This is a genomic window from Streptomyces sp. NPDC001480, from assembly GCF_042894725.1.
Taxonomy (GTDB): Bacteria; Actinomycetota; Actinomycetes; order Streptomycetales; family Streptomycetaceae; genus Streptomyces.
Window position 1 is genome coordinate 155122 of record NZ_JBIAVX010000012.1, and the last position, 11949, is coordinate 167070.

The window sequence follows — 11949 nt, forward strand, 5'->3', positions numbered from 1 at the left end:
TGGAGGGTGTCCCTTCCTGGGGTGGAGGGTGAGTCCCCTCCCGGGATGGAGGGCGAGTCCCCTCAGGGGTGGAGGGGCGAACCCCCCTCTGAGGGTGCAGGGGCGGGCTCCACCTCCAGGGTGCAGGGGGCGGAGCCCCGCGAGGGGTGCAGGGGACGCAGTCCCCGCCGGGGTCTGGGGCGGAGCCCCAGGGGTGGGGCACCCTCCCAGTTGGGCGTCATGGGTGGGTGAGTGGGATACCCCTGGGGTCTGGGGCGGAGCCCCAGGGTGGGGCAACCTCCCAGCCAGCCGTCACGGGCGGGCGGGTGGGAAACACCCCCCGATCAAGCACCCCGCAGGCTACGGCGTCACCGGAGCCCCGCCGAAGGTCACGACGAGCCGGCCGTCACTGCCGTAGGACCAGCCCAGCGCGCCGCTGTAGGACGAGCACCGGGAGCCGTTCGAGCCGTTCCAGAACTGGTTCGAGCTGTCCACGTCGCCGACGGTCCTGTCGTTCGAGCCGCTCACCGCGAACCGGCACGAGGTGTCGTTCCGGAACACCGAAGTACCTTTGTCGAACGAGAAGTTGCGCTCGGCGTTGTCGATGCCGACGTTGTTCGAGACGGTCATCGTGCCGGGGTTGCTGTTGTAGGTGAACCCGTGATGGCCGTTGTGGTAGGCGATGTTGTGCTGGACGACGTGGTTGACCGCGATGTCGTCGCCGCCGAGCTTGTAACCGTTGCGGTCGCCGTTGGCGTTCACGGTGCCGTCGGAGAGGGTGCCGTTGTTGTAGGAGAGGGAGTACTCGATGGTCACCGGGCCGATGGCGCCGGTGTCGGTCTTGGTGTAGAGGTCCCAGCCGTCGTCGATGTTGTTGTGGGAGACGTCGTAACGGAAGACGTTGCCGGTGCCGGTGGTGAGCTTCGCCGCGAAGCCGTCGGCGTCCTCGCCGTCGGAGTCGGCGTTGTCGTGCGACTCGGCGCTCGCGATCAGGTTGTTGGACGGCCACTGGCTGCTGGGGGTGCTGGAGGAGATCCGGCCGAGTTGCAGCCCGGTGTCGCGGTTGTACGCCGTCACCGTGCGCTCGATGACGTTGTTGCTGCCGCCGACGTAGATCCCGTTGTCACCGGCGTGCTCGACGGTGAGGCCTTGGAGGTGCCAGTAGTTGGCGTTCAGCTGGATGCCCCGGTTGGACGAACTCTCGCTCTGCGCTGAGAAGTCGAGCACCGGCGTCTCACCCGGGTAGGCGGACAGGGTGGTGCGGGCGCCGGCGGTGCCGTCGCTGCCGGCCGGGATGGTGACCGTCGAGGAGTAGTTGTACGTACCGCCCCGCATGTAGATCGTGCCGCCGGCGGCGATGCGGCCGATCGCCGAGGTGAGCGTGGTGGGCGCGGACTGGGTGCCGGCCGCGCCGTCGGTGCCGTTCGGTGCCACGTACAGCGCGCCGCTGGTCGGCGGGGTCGTGCTGCCGCTGGTCTCGACGTCGAGGTAGTCGATGTTGGGCAGGCCGCCCGAGGCCGTGGGGTTCAGGCGGACGGTGTTGCTGCCCGCGTTCAGCGGGACGGTCAGGGTCTTGGTGGCCCAGGTCGACCAGGCGCCCGTGGCCTCGAAGGACGGGCTCTGCACGGTGGAGCCGTTGACGACGAGGGAGGTCGGGCGGGCGGTGGTGGTCCCGTTGGCGAAGCGGATGTTCAGTGTCGCCGTGCCGGCGCTCGCGGCGTTCACGGTGAACTGCGCGTAGGCGCCGCTCGCGTTGGTGCCGTTGCAGAATCCGCTGCCGGAGTAGCCGGTCCAGTCGGAGTCGATGGTGCCGGTGCAGACCGCCGGGGAGCTCTCGGCCTCGTATCGTGTGGTCGCGGCCTGCGCGGTGGTGTCGGACAGCGCGACGAGTGTGCCGGCCAGCAGGCCGACGGACGCGATGACTGGTCTGAGGTGCATCGTTCGTCTCCAGGTTGTGTGCGGCAACATGGGTCTGTTCGAGTGCGTGAACGCGCGCTGTGCCGGGGTTTCCGGTCACTGGCACAGAAAGCGCTTTCCCCAGAAGCTATGCTTGCGCCATGTATGCGTCAATAGACCTGCACATGATCAGAGTTCATCACCATGAACTCACTGGAGTCCGCCCGGACTTCACCGCCTTCCCCACGCCGGCGCGGCCAACTCCTGCTCCGGCAGGCTGAACCGACGTCATGCGATCGCCACGACCGGCTCGGCGACCGCGCCCGCGGCCGCCGTCGGCGACGTGTGCACCCTCACCGCCGAGGTCACCGAGGGCCGTACGCGCTCGAGGGCGCGCTGATCCGTGAGGACCTCACCGAGGGCAAGACGGGCGTCCCGATTCAGTGCACGTCTCCCGCGCCGTCCGCTCCACCGGCGCGTGCACACCGACGTGACGCTCACCGACGACTCGTACGCCCGCGGCACGCTGACCCTCACGGCGCTCGGCCCCAGCGTGTGGGACGGCTACGCGGCAACCCTCACGATCGGTGTCAGCAACAGCTGACCCGCCCTCCCGCCGGCCGGCTCACCCGGATTCCCGGGCACCCGGGTGAGCCCGCCCGCGTCCTCCTCCGCCGTCGGCCGGCCGCCGGTTAGGCTCGCGCCGTGCTCCGTCGCGAACGCGTGATCAGAACCCTGACGTTCTGGCTGCGCCCCGCGTTCGCGCTGCGGGTGGTCTACCGGTTCCAGCGGATCGTGGGGTTCGACCGTTCGATGGCCCTGGCCTCCAGTGCCCTGACCGCCCTGATCCCGCTCGGAATACTGGCCGGCGCCGTCTTCGGCAACGTCCTGGGCCATGACATCGCCGGCGGGATCATCAGCCGGTTCGACCTCACGGGCGCGGGCGCCGAAGCGGTCAAGGACCTCTTCTCCGCCCCGAGCGGCGAGACCGAGAGCATCGGTGCCGTCGGGGGAGTGTTCCTGGTGATCTCCGCCCTCAGTTTCGCGCGCGCGGCACAGCGGCTGTTCGAGCAGACCTGGGAGCTCAAGCCGCTCAGCGTGCGCAACACCCGCAACGGCCTCGAGTGGCTGCTGTCCGTCATCGGCTACACGACGGTCCTCGGATGGGTCTACGCGGTCCTGCCCCCAGGACGGCTGGGCCTGCCGGCCGCGACGTGCGAGGCGCCGGTGACCGTCCTCTTCCTCGTCTGGAGCGGCTGGATCCTCTCGGCGAAGCGGATCGGCCGGCGGGACCTGCTGCCCTTCGCCGTCGTGGCGGCGGTGCTGATCGCCGTCTATTCGGTGGGGGCGACCGTCTACCTGCCGCGGCTCTTCAACACCTACGCCGCACGCTACGGAACCGTCGGCGCCGTCTTCGCGATGATCTCGGCGCTCTTCGCCGTCATGCTCGTCGTCGTGGCGTCCGCCGCGGTGGGACGGGAGGTACGCGACGAACTCGTGCGCATCCAGCGGGGACTCAGGCCGTCGGAGCACGAGGTCCGCCGCGAGTGGGACAACGTGGTCGAACAGGCGAGGTCGAGCTGGCGCAGCGCGCGCGCGCAACTCCCGCACCCCCGCGCCAAGCACCAGTGAGCCGGCGTCCGCGCACGAAACAGCAGTGAGCTGGCGTCCCTGGACGAAGCGCGAGTGATGCGGCGTCCCCGGGCCGAAGCGCCAGTGATCCGGCGCCCTCGCGCCATAGCGCCAGTGACCCGGCGTCCCCGCGCCTATCGCAGTGTCTTGCGCAGCCGCGGGTCCGAGGCCCGCTGCCAGACCGCCGGCAACTGCTGCTCCCGCGTGCGGCCCGCGGCCCGTTCCTGACCGTGCAGCAGCCCCCAGGTGAACCCGGCCTCGCCCGCCGCGTGCGCCGCGACGGCCAGCCGGCGGAGCGTGTCCCGGGCCACGACGCCGTCGTGGTGATCGCCGCACACCTTCTGCACCGCCTTGACGCGCTTGCCGAGCCGCCGGGCCGGCTTGCCCAGGGCGGGGCGGGCCGTCTCCGCGGCGTAACGCAGCCGCTTGGCCGCCTTGCGGGCCTCGTGGACGGCGATGTCGCGTTCCGGACCCGGGGGCGTCTCCAGGGCGCGGTCCATCCGTCGCCGCAGCCGCTCGAACTCCTTGGTGAGCGCCTTCGCCATCACCTTCTCCGGCTTGCGGGCCGCCTTGGCGCGCAGCGGCGGACGAGTGGTCAGCTCGCTGAGCCGGTCCAGCAGGGCCAGATAGCGGGGTGAATCCAGTGCGGCGAGGGAGCGCCGACGGGTCGCGTCCCGCCGCGCCACGTCCCACGCCCGCAGCCGAGCGGCGACGGGGCCGAGGACCAGCTCGTCGGGCAGCTCGCGCACGCCCGTGCCCAGGCGGTCGGCCAGCACCTCGTGGTCGCGCTCGGCGCCCAGTTCGCCGGCCAGCCACTTGAGCTCCCCGCGGAGGGGATCGACCGCCTCACGGCTCAGAACGGGGCGGTGCGACCGCAGGGCGCCGCGCAGGCGACGGCAGGCGACGCGCATCCGGTGCACCGAGTCCGGCGCGCCGCGGCGCACGTCCGGGTCGAGATCCACCAGCGCCCGGGCCTGGGCGCGCAGGTACGTGTACACATGCTCGCCGGCCGAACCGGGCACGACCTCCGGGTCCGGCTCCGGGGCGGCCTGCTTCGCCGGTGCCGTCTCGGCCAGGGCGCGGGCGAGCTTGGACGGGGTCGGCGCGCGGTCCACGCCGTTCTTGCGCAGCACCTTCTCCACGCCGTCCAGGAGCGCCGGGTCGCCGCCCTCGGCCAGCTCCACCTCCATCTCCGTCCACACGGCGTGCCTGTCCTCGTCGAGGAGGGAGTCGGCTCGGACCGTGTCCAGGCACAGTTCGGCGAGCACCCCGCCCCCGGTGTCGGCGAGCTCACGCACGGAGCGCGTGGTGCGGATGCGTACCACCGGCCGGAGCGGTGCGCCGCGGGTCCGGCCCAGCACCAGCTCGCGCAGTTCCTCCGGTACCTCGTCGGCCGGCGGACTGTGGATCTCCTCGCGGCTGTCGCCGGCCTGGGGCAGCTTGAGGTGCCAGCCGGCGTCCGTGCCTCCCGTCCTGAGTCGCAGCGTCGCCGAGCTGCGTGCCAGCCGCAGATCGGCGGTGTCGTAGTAGACGGCGTCCAGGTCCCGCACCCCGCGGTCGACGAGCGACGCGACGGTGTCCACACCGGCCAGCTCGGACAGCCACGACATGTCGTCCGCCGCCGGTGCCGCGTACTTGCGTTCGATCTCTCGTGTCGACTGGCCCATACAGTCCACGTTGACGCGATCGACCACGTCAAACCCATACGGAGCCCGCACCGCGAACTCTTCAGGACGACGCGTGGGCAGGGGCCGGCCGGCCCCCGGGGTGGCGGCGCCGCCAGATCCAGAAGACCGCGATGGAGACGGCTGCCCAGCCCGCCAGGACCAGGAACGGGAAGGCGTGCTGGTGACCGGCGAAGTACACGGCGGTGTGCTGGGCGTTCACCGAGGCCCCGGGCGGCAGCCAGCGGCCGATCGTGCCGAGCGGGGAGGGCAGCAGCGGCCAGGAGACGGCACCGCCCGAGGAGGGATTGCCCAGCAGGACCATCAGCCCCCAGGTGGGCAGCATGGCCCAGCGTCCCATCAAGGTGTTGAACATGGTGAAGACCATGCCGGTGGTGAACATGGTCAGCGCCAGGATCAGCCAGGACTCGACGAACGGCAGGTCCACCGACCCCAGCAGCCAGTCCACCACCGCGGCGATCGCGAAGCCACCGAGCAGGGCGTACACGACGGTGACGGCGATGCGTTCCGGCGGATCGAGCGCCCGCGCGTGCACGCTCAGCTGGATGGCGCCGACGAAACCGATGATCACGGCCGCCAGCGAGATGTAGAAGATGGCCAGGCCTCGCGGATCGCCCCGCTGCAACGGCTTGAGGTCGTGCACGACGACGGGGACGTCGGTGGCCGTGCCGACCTTCACCGCCGCCTCCGCCATCACCTGGGCGACCGTCGCCCCGGACGCGCCGGAGACGTCCACGGTGACCGGGGAACCGGAGGCGGGAACATAGAACACCGCGAACACCTTCTGTTCGTCCACCGCCTCCTTCGCGGCGTTCCGGGTGGCATAGGGGTGCAGCCTCAGGGAGGTGTCCAGCGCCTTCTCCATCCCGGTGACGAAACGGCGGCCCCGCTCACCGTCGTAGGCGCCGACGACCGCGGTGGGAATGGTGTGCGGGGTCGGATTGGCCATGGCGTACGTGTAGGAGCCGGCGAAGAGTCCGGCCGCCGCGGCGATGAGCAGCACCAACACCGTCGCGGGCAGGAAAGGACTCTCCCGGAAAGCGGCCCAGCGCTCCGCGCGGGTGGGTGGCCGGCCGTGAACACCATGCGGCAATTCGGACATAGCGTCCACGCTAGATGATGTGCCGGGCGGTGGTCGCGGCGCCGCATCAGATGCCGTGCGGCTGCCCGCGATCCTCGGCTCCGCGGAGGCCTCCCACTCGCAGGCCCGACCCTTCGGGCCGGTCAGGCACCAGCCGGTTCGGGCCGGCTGTCGCTGTCGGAAGCCTTCGTCTCCGGGGCCGCTTCCGTGGCGGTGTAGTAGACGGACGTGCCCTGCTTGCTGCGCTGGGCGTGGTTCCTGGCGACGAGGTTCTCGAGGGTGGAGCGTACGACCGTCACCTTGATGTCCCGTCCGGGGTGGGCGTCGCCGAGGGAGGTGGCGACCTCCGCCGCGGAACGTGGTTCCTTCTGCCCGGCGAGCTGGGCGCGGACGAGCTCGATCAGCTTTGGCTGCGACGACTTGGCGTCCGGGGCGGTGGTCGCCGACTTCTTGGCGGCCGGGGATTTCGTGGCCGTCTTCTTGGCGGCGGGTGCGGCGGCGGTCTTCTTCGCGGTCTTCGTGGCGGCCGGCTTCGTGGCCTTGCGCGGCGCCCGGCCGGCGGTGGCGTCCTTGCCGCGCGACCGCTTGGCCGCGCCCTTGGCGGCCGGCTCCGCCGTACGGGCCTCGGTCTCCGCAGCCGCACCGGACCCGGCCGCCGGCTGAACGGGCACCGCGACCGTGCCGAGGGCCTGCCGCATGTTCACGAGCACCGTGTGGTCGTGCTGGAGAACGGCCAACTGCTCCTGGAGCGCGGTGATCTCCTCGCTGACGCGCTCCTGCTCCTTGACGTTCTGCTCAAGGTCCGAGGCTACCTGGGTGATGTACTGCGATGTCAGTTCGGTGGCGGGGGTGGTGTTCTCGGGCATGGGGCGGCACTCTCCTCGGGTCACGACCGGTGAACGCGTCTCTTCGGACGACACACCAAGTCTTCTCGGGCGACAGATGATACGGGCGAGTACACCCATTTGGCTGTGAGTCGTACCCGGTAATCGACAAACGGGGCAGCGCGCGCCGCATTTCCGAACACACACGCTGCATAGGGGAAGCGGACCCGGGTAGCCGCCGCTCATCGGCACTACGAACACACGTCGGGGACTCCGGCGGGGGAAGGGGCATGATGACGGTCGCGACGGTCAGCACCACCGGTCAGCAGGCAACGGTCGAACTGCCGGAGATCGCCGAGCCGACCGCTGTGGAACCGAAGGACGCACGAGAGCTGTCCCGGCTCTTCTTCGACCGGCTGGCGGTCCTCGAGGAGGGCACGCAGGAATACCAGTACGCGCGCAACACGCTCATCGAGATGAACATGTCCCTCGTCCGCTTCGCTGCCGGCCGCTTCCGCAGCCGGGGTCCGGAGGAGATGGAGGACATCGTCCAGGTCGGGATGATCGGTCTCATCAAGGCGATCGACCGCTTCGAGATCTCGCGCGAGGTCGAGTTCACCTCCTTCGCCGTGCCCTACATCGTCGGCGAGATCAAGCGGTTCTTCCGTGACACCTCCTGGGCCGTGCATGTGCCCCGACGCCTCCAGGAGGCCCGAGTCCAACTGGCCCGCGCCACCGAGGAACTGCGCAGCCGCATGGGCCGGACACCGACGGCCAAGGAACTGTCGGAGCTGATGAGCCTCAGCGAGGACGAGGTCATCGAGGCCCGGCTGGCGTCCAACGGCTACAACGCCTCCTCCCTCGACGCCGCGATCAACAACAGCGAGGACGGCGAGAGCGTCCTGGCCGACTTCATCGGCTCCGAGGACGCGGCGCTGGGACTCGTGGAGGACTTCCACTCCCTGGCACCCCTCATCGCCGCCCTCGACGAGCGCGACCGGCAGATCCTGCACTGGCGGTTCGTCGAGGAACTGACCCAGGCGCAGATCGGTGACCGCCTCGGCTGCTCCCAGATGCACGTGTCCCGCCTGCTCTCGCGCACCCTGGCCAAGCTGCGCGAGGGGCTGCTGGCGACCGGCTAGACCCCACCCGCCCACCGGGCCACGGGCCGGCCTCCGGAGTGCACTTCCGGAGGCCGGCCCGTTCGTCATGGGCACATTGCGTGCGGGATTGAAGAAGTGCGGTCAACAACGTTGACGCGGTGTCCAAGTGGCCGCACATTACCTATCAGTAGGTACGTGCGGTCACCCCGCGCTCCTCGGCACTTTCGCTGCTCGAGCCGCTGAACTCCCGCCCTGAGTACGCCTGCGGGCACTGCCATGCCCGCAGGCGCCGCGTCCACTTTGCGAGAAGAGAGCATACGCCGATGCATGCCCTTCGTCATGTCATGACTGCGTCAATGACGGTCGTGGGTGCCGTAGCCCTCAGCCTCACGGCCCCCGCCGCACACGCCACCACACCCCCGCGGTACGCCGCCCTCGGCGACAGCTACAGCGCCGCCTCCGGAGTGCTGCCCGTCGACCTCACCAACCTGCTGTGCCTGCGCTCCACGGCGAACTACCCCCACGTCATCGCCGCCCGGACCGGCGCCGACCTCGCCGACGTCAGCTGCGGTGCCGCGCAGACCAAGGACTTCACCGAGTCCCAGTACCCGGGAGTGCCGCCGCAGATCGACGCCCTCGGGCCGGACACCGACCTGGTGACGCTCACGATCGGCGGCAACGACAACGGAACCTTCATCAACGCCGTGCTGGCCTGCGGCACGGCGGGCGTCCTCAGCGGCGGACACGGCAGCCCCTGCAAGGACCAGAACGGCAGTTCGTTCGACGACCAGATCGACACGAAGACCTACCCCGCGCTGAAGGCCGCCCTGCGCAGCGTCCGCGCCGCGGCACCCGGCGCCGAAGTGGCGGTGCTCGGTTACCCGTGGATCGTGCCCGCCACCGCCGACCCGTCCTGCTACGCGAAGCTGCCGGTCGCCTCGGGCGACGTGCCCTATCTGCGCGGCATGGAGGCGCATCTCAACGCCGTCGTCGAGCGGGCCGCCGAGGAGAACGGCGCCACCTTCGTGGACTTCTCCCAGGCGTCCGAAGGCCACGACGCCTGCGCTGCCGCCGGAACCCGCTGGATCGAACCGCTCCTCTTCGGCACCAACATCGTCCCCGTCCACCCCAACGCCCTCGGAGAGTCGCACATGGCCCAGCAGACCCTCGACACCCTGGGAATCGGCTGACCCCGCGCAAGGTGAAGGACCTACGACCGGTGCCCGCGGAAGCGGTGAGGAAACCAGGTGAATCGACTGTGTGTTCCCCCGTTCGCGGGGCACCAGAAGCGTCGGAGGTTGATAACTATGGTTCCCCTGCTTCTCGTTCTGCTGCTGGCTCTGATCCTCTTCGGCGCGGGTTTCGCGCTCAAGGCGTTGTGGTGGATCGCCGTGATCGTGCTGGTCGTCTGGCTGCTGGGCTTCGTGGTCCGCACGGCGGATACCGGCGGCCGCAAGGGCCGCTGGTACCGCTGGTGACCCTCCGGGCTCAGCGCACGGGAAAGCCGAAGGAATAACCCTGCTGCTTCAGCCAGGGCAGGACCTCGCGCAGGGCGGCGACCGTCTGGGAACGGTCGCCGCCCGCGTCGTGGAAGAGGAGGGTCGGGCCGTTGGGGACCTCGCTCTTCACGGTGCTGACGATGGCGGCCGTACCGGGACGTTCGAAGTCCTTGGAGTCGACGTTCCAGCCCAGCGGACGCATGCCGTGCGAAGCGGCGAGCTTGCGGCTGTAGGGGGTGAACGCGCCGCCCGGAGCCCGGTAGTACAGCGGCCGGACACCCCCGGAAGCCTTGGTGATCATGCTCTCGGCGTCCAGGATCTGCTGCGACTGATAGGCCTCGGACTTGCGGTCCATGGCGGTGTCGTGGGAGACCGTGTGGTCACACAGCCGGTGCCCGGCCGCCACCACCGCCTTGACCAGGTCGGGGTGCGCCTGGGCCTGCGTGCCCACCATGCAGAACGTGGCCTTCACGCCGTTGTCCTTCAGCACCTGGAGCACCTGGGGCGTCCACGTCGGGTCCGGGCCGTCGTCGATGGTGATGTTCACGCCCCGGGCGCCGTGGTCGGAGGCGTGGGCGATCTCCACCGACACCGGCTTCCCCGCACGGTCCTTCGACCCGGCGTCCGCCGAGCCGTGGTGTGACGCACCCGAGCGTCCGTCCTGCGCCCCGGTCGAACCGGCCTGCGCGGTCCACGCGGAGGTGGCGGCGGCCAGCGCCGTCACACCGAGCGCCGCCGCGAGCACCCGACCGTGCCATCCCCGTCCGCCATGCCGTGCCATGTCCGCCCCGCCCTCACCGTCTCTGTCGTTCTCGTGCATTGATCAGGACGGAAGAAGAGCACCAAGGGATCCGCCTGTTACGAACCACGGACAATTCCGCAGACGTACGGTCACGGGAACTCCCGGGAGCGCCCGATGGTTCCCGGGAACTCCCGGCATGAGCCTGGTAGTTGATGTGGGAAACTGTCGTGTCCCGTTCGCGGGCGAGGGGGCCGTGGCAGCGGTCCGTCGAGAGGAGCGCAGGGTGACGCAGGACGGCTTCCACACGCAGGAGATCGACACCAGCAGGCCCCACCCTGCGCGGATCTACGACTACCTGCTGGGCGGCAAGGACAACTACGACGTGGACCGCGAGGCCGGCGACGCACTGGCCGTCGCCGCACCCGAGGTGCGCATCGGCGTGCGGGCCAACCGCGCCTTCCTGCGGCGGGCCGTCCGGTACGTGGTCGGCAGCGGCGTCCGCCAGATCCTCGACATCGGCACCGGGCTGCCCACCTCGCCGAACGTGCACGAGATCGCCCAGGAGACGGCGCCCGACGTGCGCGTGGCGTACGTCGACAACGACCCGATCGTGAGCGCGCACGGCAACGCGCTGCTCAGCCGCTCCGGCACGACCAGCATCGTGCTCGGCGACCTGCGTGACCCACGGGCCGTCGTGGAGCACCCCGACGTCCGCCAGGTCATCGACTTCGACCGCCCCGTCGCCCTGCTCCTCGTCGCCGTCCTGCACTTCCTCACCGACGCCGAGAAGCCCGAGCAGATCGTCGCCACCCTGCGCGACGCGCTGCCGGCCGGCAGCTTCCTGGTGCTGTCGCACGCCACGGGCGACTTCGCCGACCGCAGCGGGGCCCAGGCCGTCTACAACAACGCCACCGCCACCCTCAACCTGCGCTCCCGCGCCGAGGTCGAGCGCTTCTTCGACGGCTTCGAACTGCTCGAACCCGGCCTGGCCCAGGTCCCGTTCTGGCGCCCGGACACCCCGCCGCCGCCCCGTTCCGGCGAGATCGGCTTCTACGGGGGCGTGGCCCGCAAGGCCGCGAGGTGACGACCAGGTCCGCGCCCTCGGCGCGCAGCAGCGTGGCCCGCCGTTCGTTGCGCGCGTAGCCGACGAAGGGGACACCCGTCACCCGACTCGCGGCGACGTCAGCGGGAGTCGTACCCGGGAGGGGCGAACACCGCCGTCAGGTCCCGGCTGTCCAAGTACGCCCGTACCGCTCGCGCCGAGCAGCCGGTCGTCACCGCCGGGCGTGCCCTGGTCGCCCGCCACGTCAGGATCAGCCAATCCGTGTACGGGGTCGGCATGGCGTGGTTCACCGCCCGCGACTCTTCTGGGTTCACCGGCGACGCGCTCCGCGGTGTGTCCGGCTCACATGTGGCCCCGAAGGCAGCATGGTCGAACAGGACGTCGCCCTCTTCGCCTTCGAAGACGGCATTCGTGAACACCGCGCGCCCGAAGCGCGCGGTGCCCG

Annotated in this window: 12 protein-coding genes; 6 read left to right on the forward strand and 6 right to left on the reverse strand. The window is 70.4% G+C overall.

Annotation, left to right across the window (positions count from 1 at the left end; translation table 11 throughout):
* Positions 1-339: 339 nt before the first annotated feature.
* On the reverse strand, positions 340-1917 hold the full coding sequence (locus tag ACFY01_RS29075) for a carbohydrate-binding protein (RefSeq protein ID WP_390738711.1): 1578 nt from the start codon (positions 1915-1917) through the stop codon (positions 340-342).
* A gap of 436 nt (positions 1918-2353) precedes the next feature.
* Here ACFY01_RS29075 and ACFY01_RS29080 point away from each other — a divergent pair, with 436 nt between their 5' ends.
* Entirely contained in the window at positions 2354-2479 is a 126-nt protein-coding gene (locus ACFY01_RS29080) for a hypothetical protein (protein ID WP_390738712.1), read from the forward strand.
* A gap of 101 nt (positions 2480-2580) precedes the next feature.
* Complete coding sequence (locus ACFY01_RS29085; RefSeq protein ID WP_390738713.1) at positions 2581-3507, forward strand: hypothetical protein; 927 nt, start codon at positions 2581-2583, stop codon at positions 3505-3507.
* A 134-nt stretch (positions 3508-3641) separates the two neighbouring features.
* On the opposite strand, the gene ACFY01_RS29090 is transcribed toward ACFY01_RS29085, so the two are convergent.
* From ACFY01_RS29090 to ACFY01_RS29100, 3 genes are all read right to left on the reverse strand, one after another.
* Positions 3642-5174: a CHAD domain-containing protein gene (locus ACFY01_RS29090; protein WP_390738714.1), complete on the reverse strand. Its 1533-nt coding sequence runs from the start codon at positions 5172-5174 to the stop codon at positions 3642-3644.
* 61 nt (positions 5175-5235) lie between these two features.
* Positions 5236-6294, reverse strand: a complete 1059-nt coding sequence (locus ACFY01_RS29095) for an ABC transporter permease (RefSeq protein WP_390738715.1) — start codon at positions 6292-6294, stop codon at positions 5236-5238.
* A gap of 122 nt (positions 6295-6416) precedes the next feature.
* On the reverse strand, positions 6417-7139 hold the full coding sequence (locus tag ACFY01_RS29100; protein WP_390738716.1) for a hypothetical protein: 723 nt from the start codon (positions 7137-7139) through the stop codon (positions 6417-6419).
* A gap of 251 nt (positions 7140-7390) precedes the next feature.
* On the opposite strand from ACFY01_RS29100, the gene ACFY01_RS29105 reads away from it, so the two are divergent.
* From ACFY01_RS29105 to ACFY01_RS29115, 3 genes are all read left to right on the forward strand, one after another.
* Positions 7391-8239, forward strand: a complete 849-nt coding sequence (locus ACFY01_RS29105; RefSeq protein ID WP_390738905.1) for an RNA polymerase sigma factor SigF — start codon at positions 7391-7393, stop codon at positions 8237-8239.
* 317 nt (positions 8240-8556) lie between these two features.
* Positions 8557-9390: an SGNH/GDSL hydrolase family protein gene (locus tag ACFY01_RS29110; RefSeq protein ID WP_390738717.1), complete on the forward strand. Its 834-nt coding sequence runs from the start codon at positions 8557-8559 to the stop codon at positions 9388-9390.
* A gap of 117 nt (positions 9391-9507) precedes the next feature.
* Entirely contained in the window at positions 9508-9678 is a 171-nt protein-coding gene (locus tag ACFY01_RS29115; protein WP_132851822.1) for a hydrophobic protein, read from the forward strand.
* Between the two features lie 10 nt (positions 9679-9688).
* Here the strand turns inward: ACFY01_RS29115 and ACFY01_RS29120 are convergent, their stop codons facing one another.
* Entirely contained in the window at positions 9689-10480 is a 792-nt protein-coding gene (locus tag ACFY01_RS29120; protein ID WP_390738718.1) for a polysaccharide deacetylase family protein, read from the reverse strand.
* Positions 10481-10724: 244 nt separating this feature from the next.
* On the opposite strand from ACFY01_RS29120, the gene ACFY01_RS29125 reads away from it, so the two are divergent.
* On the forward strand, positions 10725-11525 hold the full coding sequence (locus ACFY01_RS29125; RefSeq protein WP_390738719.1) for an SAM-dependent methyltransferase: 801 nt from the start codon (positions 10725-10727) through the stop codon (positions 11523-11525).
* A gap of 98 nt (positions 11526-11623) precedes the next feature.
* Here ACFY01_RS29125 and ACFY01_RS29130 read toward each other — a convergent pair whose 3' ends face one another.
* Positions 11624-11818, reverse strand: a complete 195-nt coding sequence (locus ACFY01_RS29130) for a hypothetical protein (protein ID WP_390738720.1) — start codon at positions 11816-11818, stop codon at positions 11624-11626.
* Between the last annotated feature and the right edge of the window lie 131 nt (positions 11819-11949).